This window comes from Sphingobacterium psychroaquaticum (assembly GCF_900177625.1).
Taxonomy (GTDB): domain Bacteria; phylum Bacteroidota; class Bacteroidia; order Sphingobacteriales; family Sphingobacteriaceae; genus Sphingobacterium; species Sphingobacterium psychroaquaticum.
Map to the genome: position 1 here is coordinate 13,989 of NZ_FXAU01000008.1, position 21,204 is coordinate 35,192.

General features: G+C 38.2%; 19 protein-coding genes. 13 read left to right on the forward strand and 6 right to left on the reverse strand.

The features are described from left to right. The first annotated feature begins 7 nt into the window (after positions 1 to 7). The 9 genes from B9Y69_RS17165 (at position 8) to B9Y69_RS17205 (ending at position 9,071) form a co-directional block, all read left to right on the forward strand. Complete coding sequence (locus tag B9Y69_RS17165) at positions 8 to 1,072, forward strand: complex I subunit 1/NuoH family protein (RefSeq protein ID WP_085474225.1); 1,065 nt, start codon at positions 8 to 10, stop codon at positions 1,070 to 1,072. 42 nt (positions 1,073 to 1,114) lie between these two features. Further along, positions 1,115 to 1,639: a 4Fe-4S dicluster domain-containing protein gene (locus B9Y69_RS17170; protein ID WP_234991294.1), complete on the forward strand. Its 525-nt coding sequence runs from the start codon at positions 1,115 to 1,117 to the stop codon at positions 1,637 to 1,639. A gap of 2 nt (positions 1,640 to 1,641) precedes the next feature. Then, positions 1,642 to 2,187, forward strand: coding sequence for an NADH-quinone oxidoreductase subunit J family protein (locus B9Y69_RS17175; RefSeq protein ID WP_234991295.1), 546 nt, complete (start codon positions 1,642 to 1,644; stop codon positions 2,185 to 2,187). Then, a complete protein-coding gene (gene nuoK / locus B9Y69_RS17180) occupies positions 2,184 to 2,489 on the forward strand; it encodes an NADH-quinone oxidoreductase subunit NuoK (protein WP_085474228.1) in 306 nt (101 codons plus the stop codon). Before B9Y69_RS17175 ends, nuoK begins: the two co-directional genes overlap by 4 nt. Before the next feature lie 9 nt (positions 2,490 to 2,498). Beyond that, positions 2,499 to 4,481, forward strand: a complete 1,983-nt coding sequence (gene nuoL / locus B9Y69_RS17185) for an NADH-quinone oxidoreductase subunit L (RefSeq protein WP_234991296.1) — start codon at positions 2,499 to 2,501, stop codon at positions 4,479 to 4,481. 2 nt (positions 4,482 to 4,483) lie between these two features. After that, a complete protein-coding gene (locus tag B9Y69_RS17190) occupies positions 4,484 to 6,088 on the forward strand; it encodes a complex I subunit 4 family protein (RefSeq protein WP_085474230.1) in 1,605 nt (534 codons plus the stop codon). Between the two features lie 12 nt (positions 6,089 to 6,100). Continuing rightward, entirely contained in the window at positions 6,101 to 7,561 is a 1,461-nt protein-coding gene (locus B9Y69_RS17195; protein ID WP_234991297.1) for an NADH-quinone oxidoreductase subunit N, read from the forward strand. Positions 7,562 to 7,597: 36 nt separating this feature from the next. Continuing rightward, complete coding sequence (locus tag B9Y69_RS17200; protein WP_085474232.1) at positions 7,598 to 8,302, forward strand: glycosyltransferase; 705 nt, start codon at positions 7,598 to 7,600, stop codon at positions 8,300 to 8,302. An 85-nt stretch (positions 8,303 to 8,387) separates the two neighbouring features. Beyond that, positions 8,388 to 9,071 (forward strand): capsular polysaccharide synthesis protein, encoded by a 684-nt coding sequence (locus tag B9Y69_RS17205; RefSeq protein ID WP_159451881.1) that lies wholly within the window; start codon positions 8,388 to 8,390, stop codon positions 9,069 to 9,071. 10 nt (positions 9,072 to 9,081) lie between these two features. Here B9Y69_RS17205 and B9Y69_RS17210 read toward each other — a convergent pair whose 3' ends face one another. Further along, the gene (locus B9Y69_RS17210; RefSeq protein ID WP_085474234.1) at positions 9,082 to 9,846 is read right to left on the reverse strand and encodes a glycosyltransferase family 2 protein; all 765 of its coding nucleotides are present in this window, start codon (positions 9,844 to 9,846) and stop codon (positions 9,082 to 9,084) included. Between the two features lie 385 nt (positions 9,847 to 10,231). On the opposite strand from B9Y69_RS17210, the gene B9Y69_RS17215 reads away from it, so the two are divergent. Further along, complete coding sequence (locus tag B9Y69_RS17215; RefSeq protein ID WP_085474235.1) at positions 10,232 to 11,071, forward strand: glycosyltransferase family 2 protein; 840 nt, start codon at positions 10,232 to 10,234, stop codon at positions 11,069 to 11,071. Between the two features lie 33 nt (positions 11,072 to 11,104). Beyond that, positions 11,105 to 12,118, forward strand: a complete 1,014-nt coding sequence (locus tag B9Y69_RS17220) for a WaaS/CpsH family glycosyltransferase (protein WP_085474236.1) — start codon at positions 11,105 to 11,107, stop codon at positions 12,116 to 12,118. A 36-nt stretch (positions 12,119 to 12,154) separates the two neighbouring features. Here B9Y69_RS17220 and B9Y69_RS17225 read toward each other — a convergent pair whose 3' ends face one another. After that, positions 12,155 to 12,982, reverse strand: coding sequence for a glycosyltransferase family 2 protein (locus tag B9Y69_RS17225; protein WP_085474237.1), 828 nt, complete (start codon positions 12,980 to 12,982; stop codon positions 12,155 to 12,157). Then, complete coding sequence (locus tag B9Y69_RS17230; RefSeq protein ID WP_085474238.1) at positions 12,975 to 13,997, reverse strand: WaaS/CpsH family glycosyltransferase; 1,023 nt, start codon at positions 13,995 to 13,997, stop codon at positions 12,975 to 12,977. The genes B9Y69_RS17225 and B9Y69_RS17230 overlap by 8 nt, the downstream gene beginning before the upstream one ends. A gap of 178 nt (positions 13,998 to 14,175) precedes the next feature. Between B9Y69_RS17230 and B9Y69_RS17235 the strand changes: the two genes are divergently transcribed. Together B9Y69_RS17235 and B9Y69_RS17240 are read left to right on the forward strand one after the other, a co-directional pair. Then, entirely contained in the window at positions 14,176 to 15,210 is a 1,035-nt protein-coding gene (locus B9Y69_RS17235) for an acyltransferase family protein (protein ID WP_144036618.1), read from the forward strand. Between the two features lie 308 nt (positions 15,211 to 15,518). Then, complete coding sequence (locus tag B9Y69_RS17240; protein ID WP_085474240.1) at positions 15,519 to 17,546, forward strand: glycosyltransferase; 2,028 nt, start codon at positions 15,519 to 15,521, stop codon at positions 17,544 to 17,546. A 12-nt stretch (positions 17,547 to 17,558) separates the two neighbouring features. Here the strand turns inward: B9Y69_RS17240 and B9Y69_RS17245 are convergent, their stop codons facing one another. Genes B9Y69_RS17245 through B9Y69_RS17255 form a run of 3 tightly spaced genes read right to left on the reverse strand, consistent with a single transcriptional unit; the run spans position 17,559 to position 21,105 of the window. Next, the gene (locus B9Y69_RS17245; RefSeq protein ID WP_085474241.1) at positions 17,559 to 18,794 is read right to left on the reverse strand and encodes a glycosyltransferase; all 1,236 of its coding nucleotides are present in this window, start codon (positions 18,792 to 18,794) and stop codon (positions 17,559 to 17,561) included. Then, complete coding sequence (locus B9Y69_RS17250) at positions 18,791 to 19,825, reverse strand: glycosyltransferase family 2 protein (RefSeq protein ID WP_085474242.1); 1,035 nt, start codon at positions 19,823 to 19,825, stop codon at positions 18,791 to 18,793. The genes B9Y69_RS17245 and B9Y69_RS17250 overlap by 4 nt, the downstream gene beginning before the upstream one ends. Positions 19,826 to 19,869: 44 nt before the next feature. Continuing rightward, positions 19,870 to 21,105: a hypothetical protein gene (locus tag B9Y69_RS17255; RefSeq protein WP_085474243.1), complete on the reverse strand. Its 1,236-nt coding sequence runs from the start codon at positions 21,103 to 21,105 to the stop codon at positions 19,870 to 19,872. Positions 21,106 to 21,204 lie beyond the last annotated feature (99 nt).

Genomic DNA, 21,204 nt, shown 5'->3' on the forward strand with positions numbered 1-21,204 from the left:
TGACCGAATGATCATCCATATCCTTACACCGATTGCAATATTTGGTTTTATTGCAGGTTTTACGCTATTTGCTGTTTATGCAGAGCGTAAAATAGCCGGTTTTGTACAGGATCGTCTAGGACCAATGGAAACGGGAAAATATGGCTTGATACAAACAATAGCCGATATTTTGAAGCTTCTCCAAAAAGAGTTTATTACCCCTTCTGCTGCGGACAAAGTGATGTTCGCCTTCGCTCCTATCTTAATCTTCACAGCTGTTTTCATTGGCTTTTCGGTTGTTCCGTGGGCAGCGGACTTCATGCCCAGCAACACACACACGGGGTTATTCTTCTTAATGGCTGTCGTTTCCATCGATGCTATCGGAATACTTATGGCAGGATGGGGATCTAACAATAAGTACTCGCTACTCGGTTCCATCCGTGCTATAGCACAGATGGTTTCCTACGAAATACCAGTCGGGTTATCGCTTATTGCTGCCGTCATGATTACCCAAACATTAAACCTCAACGAAATCGCTTATCTTCAAGGTGTATCCTCACCGGAGACGATCTATTTTATGGGGTTCTGGGATGTAACCGATATCGGTGGTTTTCTAGCGTGGCATATTTTCCAGGCACCACACCTGTTGGTGGTTTATGTCATCTTCTTCATTGCATCATTAGCTGAATGTAATCGGGCACCGTTTGATATTCCGGAAGCAGAATCGGAATTAATTGGTGGCTTCCATACGGAGTATGGAGGTATAAAATTTGCCTTTTTGTTTCTGGCAGAATACGCCATGATGTTCTTGGTCGCATTGCTCGGTGTGGTAATCTTCTTGGGGGCATGGAATTCGCCCCTTCCTAATATGGGGCAGCTACGCCTGGCAGATTGGACCTCAGGCTTGGTCTGGGGTATATTTTGGACGTTGACCAAATCGCTATTAATCGTAGCGATACAGATGTGGATTCGCTGGACACTTCCACGTTTCCGCGCCGATCAACTGATGACTCTGTGTTGGAAGATACTGATTCCTATCGCCTTTGTATGCATCGCTATTTCTGGTTTATGGCGTATATTCGTAATTGTTTAAGATTTGGTACTACGCACAACTATACAAGGATTTTTGACCGCCGTGAAAGGTTTAACACTCACGGTGCGACACCTCTTTGGTGCTCGAAAGTCACGTACAGAATTGGATATCCGAAAGGAAAACTATTTTGAACAGCAAGCGGGTGTAACGACGGTAAAATATCCAAAAGAAAAAATGCCTATCCCTGAAGTAGCACGCTACCAACTGGACGTTGAAATTGATGATTGCATTGTTTGTGACCTCTGCGCAAAAGCCTGTCCGGTAGACTGTATTGCAATCGAAGCCGTAAAATCGCCTGAAGCAATAGGAAAAACCTCGGACGGAAGTGTTAAACGTCTATACGCCGCACAATTCGACATCGACATGGCCAAGTGTATGTACTGCGGGCTGTGTACAGTCGTTTGTCCGACAGAGTGTATCACCATGACCAACCAATATGACCGCAGCACACAAAAGCTGACGGATCTGATTTATGGTTTTTCGGAGATGAGTGATACAGAGGTAGCGCAACGAAAAGAAGAATGGACGCGTTTTCAAGCTGAAAAGGAGGCGGCCAAGAAAAAATAATTATGCTTGAAAGTATTATCTTTTACGCTTTTGCCTTCTTGGCAATCGGCTCGGCACTCCTCCTGGTGAATATCAAGAATACGGCACGCGCCTTATTCTTATTATTTGTCGTGCTATTCGCGATGGCCGCTCTATATCTATTTGCACTAGCTGATTTTGTCGCCATTACACAGATCTTAGTGTATGTAGGGGGCGTACTCATTCTTTTAATATTTGCTTTTATGCTCTCCAACAAAGAACTGTTGGACGATCTACAGAATACCTCAAAACGTTTTATTTCCATGCCTAATTGGCAAGCCACCATGCTGGCCTTGGCATTCTTTGGCCTAATGCTCTATGCCGTACAGGCATGGCATAGTAACATGCCACAATGGATAGTAGACGCAGAAGCAAAAGGATCTGTTATCCAGCCACAAGACAATAACATTAAAGCCCTCGGTTTTAAATTTATGACACAGTATATACTACCATTTGAGGTCATATCAATCTTTCTTATGGTAGCCTTAATCGGTGCGGCTCACCTTTCACGGAAGGAGGATAATCGATGATTACACTAACACATTTCCTTATCGTCAGTGCCTGTATTTTTTGCATTGGTCTATATGCCGTATTGGCAAAACGAAACAGTATTATGATTTTAGTGGGTATCGAACTGATGATTAATGCAGCTATCCTGAATTTCGTCGCTTTCGGTCGCTATGACAAAGTCAATTACGGGGGTCAGATATTTGCGTTATTCGCCATCGTGTTAGCCGCAGCGGCTGTTGCCGTTGGTCTCGCTATTATTTTGAACGTCTATAGACAACATAAAACAATTAACCCAACCAAGATAAACGAATTAAAAGACTAGTTGGAATTTTTGACAAACATATCACCCATTCATATCAGCATCCTTGTGGTGCTACTGCCATTTCTAGCCTTCTTGACGCAAGCTATTGTTGGCAAGAAAGATCAATCCGGTAACATCGGTTTGATTGCCATTATCCTGAGCACGGTATGCAGTCTTGTTGGCGTTTTTATGGAGGTATGGAACCATATTCCAATGTATGAACGTATACATTGGTTCACCATTGGAGGAAAATCTTTCCATGTGGGAATACTCTTGAACAACTTAACTACCCTGATGCAGCTTGTTGTCTGCATTGTGGCTCTCCCTGTTCATATTTATTCGCGCGCTTATATGAAAAGTGATCCGGGCATACACCGCTATTGGATGTACTTGAGCCTATTTTGCTTTGCTATGCTGGGTTTAACGGTATCCATCAACTTGTTGCAATTGTATATTTTTTGGGAATTGGTAGGATTCGCATCCTATCTATTGATTGGATTTTGGTTCACCAAAGACAGTGCAGTCCAAGCCAACAAGAAAGCCTTTATAATAAACAGAATTGGAGACTTGGGTTTCTTGGTTGGTATTGCTTTATTATACAGCCAATTGGGGAGCATCGATTTGGTGGAATTATTTGGAAAAGAAGGATTAATCTATACGATGGACACTCATGCCACATGGGTTACCTATGCTGGATTAGCGTTCTTTTTAGGAGCAATGGCGAAATCGGCGCAATTCCCATTACATGTATGGCTTCCCGATGCGATGGAAGGACCAACATCCGTATCATCCCTTATTCACGCAGCAACAATGGTGGCTGCCGGAGTTTTCCTGCTATGCACCGTATTTCCATTGTTCAATGAAACCGTACTGGCCGTCATTACAATTATCGGCTGTCTTACAGCGATCTTAGCAGCATTTTTTGCGTTGCCGCAATACGATATCAAAAAGATTCTTGCCTTCTCGACCATCTCCCAACTAGGCTTTATGATGGTTGCTGTCGGTATTGGAGCTTGGGACGCTGCGATGTTTCACCTGACGACGCACGCTTTTTTCAAATGTCTTCTCTTTCTTGGTGCAGGAGCGGTAATCCACGAGATGACACATCTCAAAGAACAAACCAACGCTACCTTTGACCCGCAGGATCTCCGCACTATGGGCGGTTTAAGGCATCATATGCCCAAGACGTTTGTTTTAATGGTTATTGCTTCATTGGCTTTAGCCGGATTCCCATTAACTTCGGGATACCTCTCGAAAGACAGTATTGTGATATCGGCTTTTGAATGGGCCAGTCAGTACGGAGGCTTATATTTCATTGTTCCGACATTCTTGATCTTCGTAAGCATCCTGACAGCCTTTTATATTGGAAGGTTGTTGTTTAAGGCCTTTTTTGGTCCATACAATTATACGGCTAAGGTACACGATGCACCCTCGACGATGCTTTACCCCATGTTGTTCTTGGGTAGCTGTAGTTTGTTCTTTGCATTCTCTTGGCAACCGCTCGATTACCACGCCTCATGGCTTATGGAAGCTTTTCACGTGAAAAAAAGTTTTGCAACCGTAGATATTGCACACATCATCATTCCATCCGTGCTAACCCTAGGCGCATTAGTGACCTGGGCCATCGGCTGGCAATGGTATGTAAAGTCTAAATACCCTTTTGCAACTGAAGGTCGCTGGATGACCTTTTTCCGCGAGCAAGGATACATCAATCAGTTGTATGCATTTACGTTTGTAAAAGGTACAGTTTACCTGAGTACGGTTTTATTCTGGTTCGATAAAAACATCGTTGATGGATGCACTAAATTACTTGCAACTGTTGTTCGCGAACTTGCACGAGTAGCAGATTGGTTCGATAAAAACATTGTCGATGGTTTAGTAAACGTCATCGCTCGATTTACATATTACCTTGGTCATTTGGTCCGCCAAGTGCAAAACGGTCAACTGCAAGGCTATTTAGGTTTTGCATTAACAATTGTTGTACTGGGCATTCTTTACTTGATAATTAAATAAAAATGGGCTTATTATCCATATTGATATTTTTACCACTCCTAGCTACGGCAATCATCTTAGCATTGCCAACCACGGCTAGAGCCTCCTATAAATACATTGCATTGGGCTTTACGGCGATACAATTCATCCTGTCGGCCTATATGTATACCCAGTTTAATCCACAACTTGGAGGCATTAACGAAATTGCGGCTTACCAATATGTGGAACAACTTCCCTGGATCCGTATGGATTTGGGATCAATTGGCAAACTAGAAATAGATTATTTCATTGGAATTGATGGTATTTCATTACCACTTATTGTACTAAGCAGTCTGGTTATGCTCATGGGAATTGGAGCTTCATGGAATATTTCAAAAAGCCTAAAAGGATATTTCGCTCTACTTATGGTGCTCAATACTGCCGTAATAGGGATTTTTTCTGCACTCGACTTTTTCCTTTTCTATGTTTTTTATGAGGTTATGCTCCTCCCCCTATATTTTCTTATTGGCATATGGGGAGGTGAACGTCGCGAGTATGCAGCCATTAAGTTCTTTATCTATACCTTGTTTGGATCGGTCTTTATGTTGCTTATTATCGTCGGACTCTACTTCTCGGTCGTCAACCCGGAAACAGGAGCTCACACCTTCAATATCTTGCACATGATGAACCCGAAAAATTATATCGAAGGTTCTTTCTTTGGATATCTGTCCAACTACCACGAAGTATTGGGTATTCCAGCGCGCATGATTGGCTTTATTGTCCTTTTCTTTGCCTTTGCTATCAAAGTACCCATCGTTCCACTTCATACCTGGTTACCTGATGCACACGTCGAAGCACCGACCCCCGTATCCATTATTCTTGCCGGTATCTTGTTAAAAATTGGAGGTTACGGCATCATCCGAATCTGCTACAGCATTTTTCCTGATATTGCTGCAGAGACCAACTATTGGATCGCATTGATCGGCGTAATATCTATTCTGTATGGCGCTTTCAATGCCTTAGCGCAAAAAGATTTAAAACGCATGATCGCCTATTCATCGGTTTCACATATGGGTTTTGTGTTGTTAGGTGTTGCTTCTCTTACGGCTGAAGGTATATCGGGAGCACTCTTTCAAATGATCTCGCACGGTTTTCTAAGTGCTGCCTTATTCTTTTTAGTGGGAGTCTTGTATGACCGCGTCCATGATCGATACATCTATAACTTCCGGGGACTTGCTACGATTATGCCAAAATACACTGCTTTTGTTGCGATTGCCTTCTTTGCTTCGCTCGGTCTACCTGGTTTTTCGGCCTTCATTGGGGAAGCTTTCGTCATTATCGGTGCCTTCAATGCGGAGAGTATGGCCACGGGGGTACCACGATGGATGGCTTTAGCCGGATCCGTTGGAATCCTCTTGAGTGCTGCCTATTTTTTATGGACCTTACAACGTATGTTTTTTGGATTACCAAGACTAAAAGGAGGAGATCAATGGAATGTTGCCTTGGTCGATGTGACGTCACGTGAACAGCTCATCCTCGTTCCTACTTTGGCATTAGCTTTAATACTCGGAATTATGCCATCATTGGTCTTTACAAACTTAAATGCATCTGTATTGCGACTGATCGAACTGATAACACCACACATTTAAAAACAACAACCTGTGAATATCAACAACATATTAGATCATATTATTGACTCGGTACCCTTCTTTAAGCCAGAGTTAAGCCTAATGGTAGCTTTTGTATGTTGTATTTTCGCCAGTCTGTTTATTCAAAAGTACTGGAAAAACATTACCTTCTGGATCAGTATAATTGGCTTCGCTGCAGCTTTTACTTTCCTTTTACCGCAGCTCAACACACCAAGCACCAGCTTCTTTGAGATGCTGGTCATCGACAACATGTCGATCTATGCTCGCATGCTGATCTTAGTAGGAACAAGCTGTACAGCTATTTTTATTCAGCAACGTCACCCAAAACATAATGGAGATATATTTAGTATCCTCATCGGCGCAACGATAGGTATGCACCTCCTAGCGGTAACCACCAATTGGCTCGTTGCTTTTATCGCCATTGAGATGGTTTCCATCTGTTCCTACATTTTGGTTGGTTATTTTGCACAGAACAAGGTGCAATCTGAAGCAACCATGAAATATGCTTTATTCGGATCCGTGTGCGCAGCGGTGATGCTGTATGGTCTTTCTTTGATTTACGGATTAACAGGAAATCTGGATTTCACTTCGGCTCAACATATTCGCGGTTTAATCGAAGCACCCGAAGTAATCATTATCATAGCGCTGCTATTTGTCTTTGTTGGTATTGGTTTTAAACTCAGTTTTGCTCCATTTCATGTTTGGAGTCCCGATGTATACCAAGGCGCCCCTACTGCTATAACAGCTTTTATTTCCACTGTTCCTAAGATCGGTGCTATTATTCTGTTTGCCCGTTTGTATAAAGCGTGGGCGGGAACAGGTTTTTATTTTTCAGATCTTATGATTTGGTTTATGGCGATTGCTGCCATAGCGACGATGCTTATTGGTAATCTCGCGGCGTTACGACAAACAGATCTTAAACGGATGATGGCTTATTCTGCCATCGGTCATACCGGCTTCTTACTGATGGCTATCTTTGCATACCAGGAGCATACCGATTATTTACTGTTTTACCTTGTGGCGTATACCGTCATGAATTTTGCAACATTCTTATTTATCGATCAGATTGAGCAACGAACTCTCTCGACTGAAATAAGTAGCTTTACAGGCCTAGGAAAGAAATTGCCTATTCTATTCACGGCGTTTACAATTACGCTAGTTTCATTGATAGGTCTTCCGCCTACAATCGGTTTTATAGGAAAGCTACTCGTCTTTTCAGCTGTATTTAGTGATTATCAACAAAATGAAGAAATAGCTGTGTTGATCTTGCTTATTGTGGGAGCCTTGACATCTGTGATCTCGTTGTTCTACTACTTTAAGATACCATTGTATGCCTTCTTGCGGGAATCTCAACAAGAAATTTCTTATAATGAGCAACGCAGTTTAATCCTTTTTGTCTTGGCCTTAATACTGGTTGGCATTATCCTTCTACTTGGCTTGTTTCCGAGCTTATTGTTAAATGCATTAAAGTAAGATTTATTAATCTTATCTTTGCTCCAACAATTTTTTATGTTAGAAGCATTAGTCATAACCCCCGTAAAAAACGCTCTAGAAAATACATTAGAGACGATAAAGGCTATTCAGAGAACAGAGTCTACTGTTTCTTATTTCGTGTATGATGATTTTAGTGACAAGGACGTTTCGCAAACTCTATTTGCCGAGCAAAGTAAATTAGGCTACAACTATATCCATCTTTCAGCGCTCACAAATACGCCATCTCCCAACTACCATACTGTATTAATCGACGCGCAAAAAAAAGCTATACAACTTGGTGTTCCGTTGATTATTGTGGAGTCGGATGTGGTGGTAAAGCCCCATGTTTTTAAATCTCTTTTAAGCTACATATCTCCCAAAACAGGTATGGTCGGAGCCATTACCGTTGACGATACAAGAACGATTAATTTTCCTTATCTCAAGTTTAAGAATGAAAAAGAAGCGGTGATAAAAACATCCCGAAGTCTTAGTTTTTGTTGTACCTTACTTTCTTTGGACTTCCTTAAAACTTTTGATTTCGCAGAATTAAATAGTGAAAAAGACTGGTTCGACACTATTATTTCGGAGAAATCAATTGAATCAGGATTTGAGAATTATGTTTTGCTGAACACTCCGGTACTACATAAACCACATGGTAGCAGACCTTGGAAACATCTTAAATATACCAATCCCTTAAAGTACTACTGGTTAAAGTTCACGCAAAAAAGAGATAAAATTTGATATGCCTCTAGTTCATAGCCTCCAAGAAGTTATTTTAAAACACAATGTACCTTTTGTTATCTGGTGTTATTGGGAAGGGGCGCCTATGAACAAAAATAGAGCTTTAAGTTTCGAGTATCTATGTGACAATATTGGGGTTCCTGTATTATTGGTGACTCGAGATAATCTACACCAATTTGTACGCCATGATTCGCCACTGCATCCATGTTTTGAACAGCTGAGCATTGTACATCGCTCCGATTATATTCGTGCATACCTCCTGCAGCACTATGGCGGGGGTTGGCATGATATTAAAGCGACAAAAGTTTCCTTCACGGACTCGTGGAACGACTTTGCTGACCAAAATATATGGATGATCGGTCGCCCGGAAACAGAGAACGGAGCTGCGCCCGTTTTTGATGCAAATGGTGCATACATGCCCGACAACTACCTGAATTTAATCAGTGTTCCGACTTGGATTGGAAGACCAGATACTCCTTTTTCGCGCGAGCTATATCAAGGCTTTCTGTCTCTTTTTGATACATATCAAAAGGAACTAAAAGAGCACCCGGCTCGACATCCACGAGAGAAAAAGATCAAAGCGAAGCACATGGGGCATCAGCTTGTTCTATTTTTCAAGTATTTACTTTCGGGCAGAAATCCGAATTATCCGTTACCGTGGACTGTTTTTGGTAATATCTTTCATCCCTTATGCTTGAAGTACAAAGAGCATATCGCTAGATCCCTTCCTATTGACATGGAAAAGAATGCAGGTATTTACCACCGGTAGACGCCGCTTCTTATTTCAACAATCCGAGCATACCTAATGCGATGTTATAGGGCCGGGACCAGCTCCGGTTTACACGCAATGGTCCTTTTAGTTCTCTCTTAAAAAATTCAGCGTGATGACTGTTTAGGTAGGATATTTCAGCTCTTTTCTTTGCCTTGGTCATACTTTTGCGTCGTGAATCAGTATGTATTCTATAGTAGAATCCAACAAAGGGTAATTTCACAACTTGCCCTCCATCTTTCAACAACTTGATCCAAAACTCCCAATCTTCACGTACACAGCGGGGATCGGTTGCGTATCCGCCCATCCGAATCCAATCTGCTTTACGAAACACAGCACTCACATAAATCATATTATCTAATGCCAACGCACGTAAAGAAAATGGTTTCAAGTGCCAATGTCTGGTCACAGCTCCAAATTTTTCGGCTTCCGCATATACAACCTTTACCGTCGGGTTGTTTTCTAAAACCGCGATCGCCTCTTCCAAATAATTTGGACTGATCAAATCATCCGCATCCAAAGGCAGAATGTATGTGCCTTTTGCTTTTTCAATTCCATGATTACGTGCACGTGATGGCCCCCCGTTCTCCTGGTAAAAATAGTGAACATTGCCATATCTAGCTGCCAAAGCTTCACCTACTTCACGACTATCATCTTTGGAACCATCATCGACAATAATAATTTCCAAGTCGGTCCAGGTTGAATCCAGGACAGATTGAACGGTAGATTCGAGAAAACGACCATGATTGAAACAAGGAACAACTACACTAAGCATTTTTATAACAATAAATCATTAGACCTAACCAAGATTGATCAAATTTCTAATACATTAACGACTCAAAGTTCATTATTTCAAATTTGTATCGTCTGTTAATTTAGCAATTTGATTATCATTAACACAAAATAATAATCATTCTTATACCCTTAAATAGGGCTGTGTGGCATTTAAACGAAATAATACCAACAGCAAAACAATATGCATTAAAGCAAGTTAATAATTATTCAAAGATAGGCATAAAAATTGTGACACGCTTGGAACTAATATAGACATGAAATAGAGAGGAAATCAAAATTTATGAAAATAATAAATAAAAAACTGTAGCAGACACAAATATTGTAACGTTTATATTGTAATAAAAAAAATAAAATTAGATTTGTGTATGATAACGGTCATAATTCCAAACTATAATGGACGAGAGTTGCTGGAGCAATTCTTACCATCAATTTTTGCTTCGTTGGCTTATGCGAAAGTGGATTTTGAATTTATTATCGTGGATGACTGTTCAACAGACTCTTCCGTAGAATTTTTACAACAACAATACCCTGAAATCAAACTTTTAAAAAATGAGGTAAACTCTGGTTTTTCTAAAACGTGTAACTTGGGTATAGAGGCGGCTAGAGGCGAAAAACTATTATTACTCAATTCTGATATTCAATTGACTCCTTCCTATATCAAGACTTGTTTAGATAATTTTGTCGATGCGCAAACCTTTGCTGTGATGGGCCAAGCTATTGACGGAAGTGTTAAGCCGCAAACGACGGGTGTACTTTATAGACAGGGGCTTTTTTCAATCCAGAAATATGCGAACCATCAGAATAATGAAACCCACTTTGTATCTGGTGCAAACACATTGTACGATACAAGAAAATTAAAAGAGCTTGGTGGCTTTAACACTATTTTCAGTCCCTATTATTTTGAGGATGACGATTTAAGCTTCAGAGCCATGAAATGTGGTTGGAAATCTTATTTTATAAAAGAAGCAATTTGTTACCACTTAGGGTCAAAAACAATCAAATCTGCAGCTAAGAAGCAAAAAATAAAAAGAATCTACTTTCGAAATAAACTTATTTTTAACAGGTTGCATTGTAGATCTTCAGATACGTTTTACAACATCAGAGTGTTGACCACGAGCGTGGTACCCAAATATTGCGCAGGGCAGTTTTGGATTTGGAGTAGTTATAGAGACTCTCTCATCCTTGCACCTGGTTTCAAAGCCTAACATTAATAAAACCAATCTGTATCTTTGTTCTTAATGAGCGCTCCTGAAAAGCAAAAAACCCTTATCCTTTGTGCCCCGTCAGATTTTGGATTCTTTGATTGCATAAAAGTGCATCTAGAAAAATCTGGTTTTGAGGTATTTGGATTTCCAATTGAAGATGCGAACTACAAATATAAAAGCATATTAAATCGCATTTATAACAGCTATCGCAAAATCATACTTGGTGACAAACACTACAAAACAACGGTAAAACTAAAGGAGAGATATCAATCTTTAAGCCCCAAGCTAGAACGGTTACAAAATGTAGACTTTGCTCTTTTTATTCGTCCCGACATGTATCCTCAACAATTTATACAAGAGGTTAAAAATAAAGCCACTAAAACCGTTGCCTACCAATGGGACAGCTTCAATCGATTTCCACATGTCTTGAATTACATTAATCTCTTTGACCACTTCTTCACTTACGATTTCAGAGACTTAACATATGGTTCATCACTAAAATTGATCACGAACTTCTATATTGGAGAACCAGAGGTGTGCGCTAATACCGAACGTAAAACCGCTTATTTATTAGGTAGTTTTGATGAGGATAGATTCCAACAAGCTGTCGCACTCAAAAAAGAACTTGAATACTACGAATTCGATTGTAGTTTCACATTAAAGACAGCAAAAAAAGACCATATAAAAAGGCTCACTAAGTCTGGGTTAAAATCTATTACACGATCCATCTATTATCCCGAAAATTTAGCAGCTGTAAAAGAGTCAACCCTTTTAATTGATGTACAAAACACCAGCCAAGTAGGACTATCTTTCCGCGTCTTTGAGTCTCTTTGCTATGGAAAAAAACTTATCACGACAAATAAGCATATATCGAAATATGACTTCTTTCACCCTAACAATATCTTCATTTGGACTGGTGATAATCAAAAGGAATTAAAATCTTTTCTATCAACGAAGTACCATACCCTTGATACAGAAATTGTTCAAAAATACAGCCTAAAAAATTGGATACGGACAGTTTTTAATATCCCTCCCCATATTCAATAAAAATGAATATTTTACTTCATAATCCTGAAAACTAGATTAGTCTTTTCTTTTATTAGGGAACAATAGGTAATATAGCTTACGATACCATACATTATTATACTTTTCTTGATACTTTGCTTTCAAAAAGAGTTGATGTATTCCCAATTTATTGGATAAATAATATGCGTAATGCTTCTTGTAAATGTAATAGAAGCTTTGTTCAATAGTTTGACTTGCTTGGCTTAAATCGGTGATGGAGTTTCTAACTTCTCTCTTTCGGTAAAAATATAAATGTTCGGGTATTTGGTACACATGTGCACCAAATTTTTGAATAATTCGAATCCATAACTCCCAATCTTCATGATTTTTCAAAGACTCATCAAAACCGCCGACTCCCATTACTTGTTCACGACGTACCATTGCGAAGATGGGAATAACATTAGCCCGCAGAAAGGAAGAAATTTCAAACGCATTGAAAAGAAAGGCATTGTTTTCCCTTCCAAAATTTCGGATACCTGAATAGACTAGATTAAGCGAGGGCTTTCTTTTAAACATTTCTAAACAACGTACTATATAACTTGGATCGACGCGGTCATCAGCATCCATGAATACAACAAACTCTCCTCTAGCCTTTTCAATACCTACATTTCTCGCTTTGGAAGGTCCTTGATTCTCCTGTATAAATATGGAGAATTTTAAAAACTTATTAGTTAAAATAAATGATTCCACAACACTCGTTGTCGCATCAGAAGAACCATCGTCAATCACGATAACCTCAATATGGCTATAGGCTTGGTTTGCAACAGAGATTAAACATTCTTCTATAGTTTCTTCCACATTAAAAGCTGGAATAATCACGCTAACCAAAATATTATCTTTAATCATGACTTAAGATGTTATTAATTTTTGTGTCAATCCAAGAAGTAAAACTATACTTGGCAACAATACTTTTATCAATTCTTCTATACGGAAGCTTAAGAAAATTGGGAAGTTCGTGTAAATTGTCCTTTTCGAGAATAAAAAAGTTATGTTCATCATAAAAATCCGCTTCGCGTACAGTCGGATTTGTGGTGATTACTTTCTTCTCAAAACAAAGACCTTCAAATATACGAAATGAAAAGCCGACGTGACTGGAGATCACTAGATCTAAAATCAACTCCGACTTGGAAACATGCTGTAATTGATCATAAAAAGAAACATGCTGATGAACAATTTCCATGTGTTCATGTAAATAGGGAGGTAATGTCTGTGTTATATGCTTATTACAGACAACGACAAATCTAACCTTTTGAAACAATTCTGTTAATGCGCGATGAACAGCAATCAAGAAGTCTACTCGACTTTCATTATATGTACTCACATAGTAAACATTATAAACCTCCGTCTCTTTACTTTTCTTCGGAATAAGTCCCGGAAAATCAAAATAAAAATTCGTAGAATACATGAGATTAATATCGTTATATTTCATGACATCATTTCGATCAAAGACATAGAATTTATCAAAAAATTCAACGTAATCTAATACTTTAATATCTCGTCCGACTCCATCAAAATGAAAACCAATTAACAAATTGGTCTTACTACGTATGGTTTTAATTATTTCGAAATCAAAAAAGTCTGCACGTAAAACTAGTGCAAACTCAAAAGCCATATGCTGATCCAGAATCTCCTTCTGTTTATTCTGTAAGAATTTTTCACGAAGCTGACGTTTAAACTTCTTATCTCCTAAAAAAATTTTTCGTGCTATATTTTCGATTCTTTCAAAAATAGAGCTGTACCTAAAGGGGTAACCGGCATCTTGAATATGCACAACTTCGTAACCCAAAAACTCAAGATTACGAACAATAAGCTCATACAGTTTAAAACTATCAGTTGAAGCTAACAGAATTTTTTTTGACATCTTTAATATTAAAATTTCAGCACGTACAAATTTGTTGTACGCTAATTACAATTTTGTACCTTCGCCCATTAATTATTTAGCACAAAGGTATAGTATAGCACTTTTTATTTAACCATAATTGGATGGTCTTTTTAAAGACATAGACATTTTACCCACTCAGACAGGACAATATAATATAATGAATACAATAAAACCAGATAACCGAGCTAATAACTTTGATTTCCTAAGACTCCTTTTTGCTAGTTTAGTCGTGTTTTCTCATGCATTCGCGTTGACCGACACGAGTCCAGAAATACTTAGTAAGTATAGCTATGGACAGTTGAGTTTTGGCGGGTTAGCAGTAGACGTTTTTTTTATTATAAGTGGATTCTTAATTATCAGCAGTTTAAAACAAAGCAAGTCAATAAAGAACTACCTATGGAAACGCTGTTTAAGACTTTTCCCGGCTTTATTTTTCATGTTAATCTTCTCTTGTATCGTTATCAGTATCGTCTATACAGGAAACAATATCTTTAGAGAAAAAGATTTTTACAAATATTTTTTCGATAACATGACACTATACAAAGTAAGATACAGTATCCCTCATGTATTTGAAAATAATCCCTATCCGAGTGCAATAAATGGAAGTTTATGGTCTTTATCGTATGAATTTACAATGTATATCATCCTACTATTAGCATATAAATTCAAAGAAAACAAAAAGATTCTTCTAACCTTTTTAATTTCTGCTTATCTACTTGCCGTATATGGACAATTTAACACCGCGATGCTAAAGACTTTTTTTAGTGAAATTCATCTCGACACCTCCCAACTATACCGTTTAGCAAGCTTGTTCCTTGCCGGAAGTATACTACGTATCATTGACATCAAGGCATTAAATAGATTGTCTATTAAATTAGTCATATTTTTTTTAATAATAGTAACCATACAGTTCCGAGTGTATAACTATTTTTCAATCATATTAACCCCCACATTAATCATTCTAATTGGTCTTTCCTATAGTGCAACCCTAAATTACATTCCTTCAAAAATAGGAGACCTATCCTATGGAATCTATATTTATGGTTTCCTTATTCAGCAGTTGTTTATGAATTATTTAGACCTGAACCCTTACCTCCTTACGCTCTACAGTCTAATAGTGACCTATATTCTCTCCTACATTTCATGGCATTTGATCGAGAAAAAATGTCTACGATTTAAAAACCGCTTTTAGCTCTTAAAACAATATTTGTCCTCGAAATAAGCAATACCTCGAAGGATAAAATACTGCGGTGAGTACAACAATTTAAAGCAATAACAGATATTATCATGAATCAAATCGTGCGTTATGTTATCATCAATTTGTTATAACTAAAGGGTATATATTCCTATATTTACGTAGTTTAAATGAGCTTGTTGGATTTACCTTAATTATCATCCATTTTTATATCATTATCAATGTCAAAATGAGAAAAAGGGAATTACAAATCCAACCGTTCAAAAAATACAACAAGCTTAGAGAATCGTAATAAATAAAGACTCATGGGAGTAATAAGTGCATTTTTAAGAAGAAATAAGCAAATTGCCGAATTAGATAAAGCCCACTCTTTTCAGGTTTCTGAACCAAATACCGAACGAAATCCTATACATTTTCCTTCTGTTGAAGAACCTTTGGTCTCTATTCTAATTTCATTTCATAATAGTGAAATGTATACGCGAAAATGTTTACAATCTATTTTAAAAAATCTCCCAAAAAATACCTTCGAAATATTATTAATTGACATCAACAGTTCAGAAGCTGTTGATTTCACCAATATAACCGGCGTTACACTCATTCAAAATCCAGCTCTTCATGATTTTGTTCAAGCCACAAACCAAGGCATTCATCAGGCACGAGGCGAATACATTTACCTACTTAACTCCTCCACTATAGTACGTGAAGGTTTTTTAGACGAATTACTACATGTCTTCGAGACAAACAACGATGTCGGTGCGGTGGGTTCTATGCTACTTGACAGCACAGGGAAACTATACGCTGCAGGTACAGCGGTGCTAAAGAATGCTAAAATAACACCAATAAAAGGTGTAAAATCTTATTTTCCACAAGTCAATTACACGTATAAAGTCGATTATTGCTCGGCGCACAGCCTTCTCTTTAAAAAGAAGGATATTCATGGCGATCTCAATCTACTAGATGATGCATTTTCACTATCCTCTTTTGCTGACGCCGATTTATGTTTTAGATTAAAGTATAACCAGGGTAGAAGCACTTATTACACTCCTTTTTCAAAAGTCGTGTGCTACACAAAAAATACTTCTAATGAAAACGTCTCCCATTCCGTAAGAAATAAATCGTTTAGCAAGAACTTGGAACTTTTCAAGCAAAAATGGAAGAGACAAATCGAGGCTATCAAGTCTACATCAATTCATCATCGAATTTTAGATTTTTACGATGGTCGACCAATGATCTTTTTTAATGATCAAGTGCCTCAATATGACAACAATTCAGGAGAGCTCCGATTGACGGAAATAATTAAGGCTTATAAAGAGCTGAATTATCATGTCACGTTGGTTACTTTAGACAACACGATTTATAACGCATACAACGCATATTTTCAAAAGTTAGGAATAGCCGTTCTCTACATAAATCGAAGACATTCCAACATATCTGACTATTTTAAGACAGTAAATTATGTTAATCCAATAATTTGGATGCATTCAGCGACAACCTTCAATCGATTTTACGAAACAGCAAGAAAAATTTTCAAAACATTTAGTTTGATTTTTGATATGGTAGATATACATCATCTCCGATACAAAAGAGAACTCGAATTATTTCCTAGGGACCTAGGCATCCAGCAGGCTTATGAAACCTATCTTGAAATAGAGACAAGAGCATCGCTCCTGGCTGATATAGTCATTCCTATTTCTGATCAAGAAAAACAATATATGCAATCCTTTTCTCCTGAGGAAAAGATGCTGGTTATATCGAATGTACATTACCCGAAAGTAAACGTGCAAGAAACGCCTAAATTTGAAGATCGAACAGGTTTACTTTTTATAGGCTCTAGACACACCCCAAATATTGATGCTATCAACTACATGATTGATGAAATAATGCCTATTATTTGGAAAACAGATAATACGATTAAACTACATATTGTAGGCAATGTTGCGCAATGTTTCTCGGAAGATAGAAAATCAATTTCAAATGTAATTTTCCATGGTTTTGTTCCTGAAGTTAGTTCATACTTCTTAAAACATAGGGTTATGGTCGCCCCGCTAAGATATGGGGCAGGCGTTAAAGGAAAAATTGGCCAAGCATTGGAATACCACCTCCCTGTTGTTTCAAGCAGCATAGGTGCGGAAGGCATGCACTTAGTAGATGGCAGACATATCCTTGTCGCTGAAAATCCAGAGGATTTTGCAAAAAAAACCATCTCGTTATATACTGATGAAAAAATATGGAAAGAAATTCAAGAAAATTCCATGTCCGGACTAAAGCCTTTCTCTAAAGAAGTTCTGCATGAAAAAATTAAACAAATAGAAGAGATCTTGAAGTATGAATAAGCACTTTTTGAATTAATTTGTAATACGAGTTAGCAGCTCACTCCATCTTTGCAATACTAGCGCTGGCGCATAGCACCCCATAGATTTCTTGCCAGATTGACCTAATTCCTGGCGAAGAGAAGGCGATTCAATAAGTTTAACGAGATATGTCTGTAGATCTTCTTTCCCCTCCACCAGGTAACCATTGACCTCATGATTGATAAGCTCATTTACACCAGAACAAGACCGTAAACCCAATACTGGCAAACCGACGGACATCGCCTCCGTTAAGGCTAATGGAAAGCCTTCATACTTACTTGGAAACACAAAAACATCTGACTCTTTTAACTTATCTAATGGGTTCTCTGTAAAACCTTTTAGAAAAATTCTTTTTTCCATTCCCCGCTCTTCGATTAGACTTTGTAACATTTTTCGATCAGCTCCAATTCCCCAAAGTACCAGATCCCAATCAAGATAGCTATCCGCTATTTGTGCAAAGACCTCGATGGCGAGAGACTGCTGTTTACCTGCATTATCTAATCGTCCAATATTTACGATTGTATATCTATCTTTATCTTTAAAATGATTGACAACTGCATTGTCAATAGGTTGCGGAACAGGATTCGGAATTACAAAACATTTGCCTTTAAATATAGTAGGTATAAACTCTTCGTAGCTCGCAAATAAGACTTGAACACCTGCTAATTTAGTGTATGCCGCTTTCAAAAGAGATGCTTCTTGTGTATCCCGATTCCAAAATGGAGACGCGTAATCATAATCTGGGCGACCGTTCACAGAATTTACTATAGGAAAAGCACAGCTATTCAGATAAGTAATCTCGAGCACAGACTCCAACGACATCGTCACAACCAACGCTGGTTTAACCCGTTCAAAATATCTATTCCATACCAATGCACGTTGTTTGAGATTGAACTCATATATCTTATCGTCATACGCCCGACGTATACGCTTATTAATGAGCTTAGCACGCTTCTTCCTTATCTTACTCAACAACCATTTCCATGGGTTTTTACCTGCATAATTAATTAACGGCTCTAACCGGACTTGTTCAATCGCTGCATCAAAGATATTCGTAACAGTGACTCCTTTATTTAGCGGAAACATGGGAGCACCAATAATATCTTCATTAGTAGCAATTTCAACAGTATATCCCATATCATGAAATCCGTTAGCCAGAAAACAACACATTTTCTCCGCTCCTCCTGAGCCATTAATAAAATCCTTATGTTGTACGAGAACTATTTTCATCGTTGATATGTTTTTCTAATCTTGGTCCTAAATTCACGACGCTTACCTGCAACAGGAATCAACTTACTTAGAAAAAGAAGGATCTTTCGCTTTATCGCTCTTCGTTTTTTGAAACGATTATAGAAATCATCAAATTCACGCGAATTCTTCGCTTTGAGAAAAAATCTAAAAGGTGTCGTTATGGGTAGTTTCTTCGAATCACATTTACCTAAAATTCTATGCTTTTTTTCAAAATCATGTATCAAATTAAACAGATAAGTTTTTTGCTCCTCATCTAAGGGTAATTCAAAATATCTAATATTAAAAGGCTCGTGCTCCAAAAAGAGTAAGAGATGTTCTACATGTGAATCCCATAAATCGTATTTATCGTAAAATGCAGTTAAAATCTCAAACCATTTCGGTATCTGTTTAAGTACAGCCCAACTATGTTCATTAATCCGTATATGATTTTGGCTATCATGCTGTCTATAAAAATACTGCGCCTCTGGATGAACCGTAACTTTCTTTGTTACTGCAAGCAAACGATGAGATAGTAAGCCATCTTCGCAAGGTTGTATCCCTTCAGGAAAACGAATATCAGGATACTCATTCAAGAATGATCGTTTTAAAAACTGAGCGCAGGTAGGGAGTGCTGCCGTATAGGGATGTGCGTGAACGAAATCCGCACCAACAATCACAATATCCGCACCACTATCTATCGCGACTTGGTAACAAGAAGTAAGAAAACCCGGTTCAATTGTATCATCTGCATCCATAAAAAAAACATAGTCTCCTTTAGCTCGTAAAAAACCATTGTTTCGAGCCACAGAGACTCCACCATTGCTTTGATACAGATAAGTAATATTTGAATGCGCAGCAGCATATTGCTGGCAGATTATTTCAGAATTGTCGTTACTACCATCATTCACCAGAATTACTTCAATATTTTCTAGTGTCTGACTCAAAATACTTTGAATCGCTTCCTCAATGTATCTTTCTATATTATAAATAGGAACAATGACGGAAACAAATATTTGATGAGGTACATTCATTTACTCGAAGGTAAGGAAATTGATTGAAGGACTTCCATTTTTAGTTACTCCAATGACTTTGAAAGCTTAGCCTTGCTGAGCATAAACTCACGATATTTAAACTCCCCACTTTTCAAACCAATAACGGCACCAAAATTTATTACATTTTCGTCTGACTTCATTTTAAAGAGGGCGGATCGGTAAGCGTTACGCTCCACCAGTGGCCTTGGAAACACCTGAAAATTAACACCATCTTTGGAATACGCCACATACAACGCTTCACAATTATATCGCGTGACATCACCTACCGCCAAACATAAAAAATAAAATCCGTCAACATACTCCGCATGAATATGCCAAGGAGAGTATTTCGCATCGACTTGCTCCCATGGCTTGCTCAAAAAATTAACAATCTTACTGCGATTAAAAGGTGTAAAATTAAGCCCATCTGCCGATGTACGTTGAATAACAAAAGATTTATCCTTTCCTTTAAAATTTTTCGCACCTGTGTTTAGTTCAATTTCATAACTTTTAAACTCAGAACCATCATGAATAAAGCTGGGAGACAAAAGATGATTATTCTTTGGCGTATATGGAGAGTTGCTTGTGAAAGCAACGTCTAAAGGTTTCCAATTTATTCCATCGACAGAAACTTGCCTTACAATAGTTCGTTGTGCATTTTTTACCAATTTTTCTTTGTTATTAAGACTCTTTGCTCCTCTTCGCTTTAAGCCTTCGGCTGTAACAAAACTGGCACGGGAATATAAACTAAACTTATTATTAGCATAAACCCAGTCTACGTCAGACCAAAACCCTTGCTTTGGCTCAGTTTTTTGATCAATAAAACTCTCTTTTAAGCTCGGCGTTTCCTGGAGTGGGCTCTTTATTCCAACCGGACTTATCCAATTCAACCCATCATTTGACACGACCAAAGTTGGGTTTTCATACCTCTTTGCATCTTGACTCGTACCAACGGCTCCAAAATAGGGGGTAAATACCATCCAGTAGCGATACCCACGAAAGCCATCCGGGAAATACAAAACATCAGGGTGACAATAACTGTGATTTGTACCCGATATATTTTTTAAAAAGGCATGATTAGTCTCGCCCTTATAATTTGCATTAGCAATGACATTGATATTAATATTTCCAATATCAGTCAGATAGTTCAAGTTATCTGCATACTCCCCGCCCCTTCCAACAGTCGGAACATCCTCCGCATAAAAGCTGTGCTCTTCTCTTGAGCATGAAAAGTTCAAACATATAAATATGATGAACAAACCAAAAAAACGATGCGACATAAATAATGATTAATGAATCAGTACCTTAACGGTGAGACAAATATAAACGCTACAGCGATATCTGCAATAGAAGGTGTCAAACTTTCTTTATTCTCCTAA

Excerpts from the sequence above, each read along its gene's own strand:
- B9Y69_RS17165 (WP_085474225.1), top strand. The coding sequence starts at position 8 with ATGATCATCCATATCCTTACACCGATTGCAATATTTGGTTTTATTGCA.
- B9Y69_RS17175 (WP_234991295.1), top strand. The coding sequence starts at position 1,642 with ATGCTTGAAAGTATTATCTTTTACGCTTTTGCCTTCTTGGCAATCGGC.
- nuoK (WP_085474228.1), top strand. The coding sequence starts at position 2,184 with ATGATTACACTAACACATTTCCTTATCGTCAGTGCCTGTATTTTTTGC.
- B9Y69_RS17190 (WP_085474230.1), top strand. The coding sequence starts at position 4,484 with ATGGGCTTATTATCCATATTGATATTTTTACCACTCCTAGCTACGGCA.
- B9Y69_RS17200 (WP_085474232.1), top strand. The coding sequence starts at position 7,598 with ATGTTAGAAGCATTAGTCATAACCCCCGTAAAAAACGCTCTAGAAAAT.
- B9Y69_RS17205 (WP_159451881.1), top strand. The coding sequence starts at position 8,388 with ATGAACAAAAATAGAGCTTTAAGTTTCGAGTATCTATGTGACAATATT.
- B9Y69_RS17210 (WP_085474234.1), bottom strand. The coding sequence starts at position 9,846 with ATGCTTAGTGTAGTTGTTCCTTGTTTCAATCATGGTCGTTTTCTCGAA.
- B9Y69_RS17215 (WP_085474235.1), top strand. The coding sequence starts at position 10,232 with ATGATAACGGTCATAATTCCAAACTATAATGGACGAGAGTTGCTGGAG.
- B9Y69_RS17220 (WP_085474236.1), top strand. The coding sequence starts at position 11,105 with ATGAGCGCTCCTGAAAAGCAAAAAACCCTTATCCTTTGTGCCCCGTCA.
- B9Y69_RS17225 (WP_085474237.1), bottom strand. The coding sequence starts at position 12,982 with ATGATTAAAGATAATATTTTGGTTAGCGTGATTATTCCAGCTTTTAAT.
- B9Y69_RS17230 (WP_085474238.1), bottom strand. The coding sequence starts at position 13,997 with ATGTCAAAAAAAATTCTGTTAGCTTCAACTGATAGTTTTAAACTGTAT.
- B9Y69_RS17235 (WP_144036618.1), top strand. The coding sequence starts at position 14,176 with ATGAATACAATAAAACCAGATAACCGAGCTAATAACTTTGATTTCCTA.
- B9Y69_RS17240 (WP_085474240.1), top strand. The coding sequence starts at position 15,519 with ATGGGAGTAATAAGTGCATTTTTAAGAAGAAATAAGCAAATTGCCGAA.
- B9Y69_RS17245 (WP_085474241.1), bottom strand. The coding sequence starts at position 18,794 with ATGAAAATAGTTCTCGTACAACATAAGGATTTTATTAATGGCTCAGGA.
- B9Y69_RS17250 (WP_085474242.1), bottom strand. The coding sequence starts at position 19,825 with ATGAATGTACCTCATCAAATATTTGTTTCCGTCATTGTTCCTATTTAT.
- B9Y69_RS17255 (WP_085474243.1), bottom strand. The coding sequence starts at position 21,105 with ATGTCGCATCGTTTTTTTGGTTTGTTCATCATATTTATATGTTTGAAC.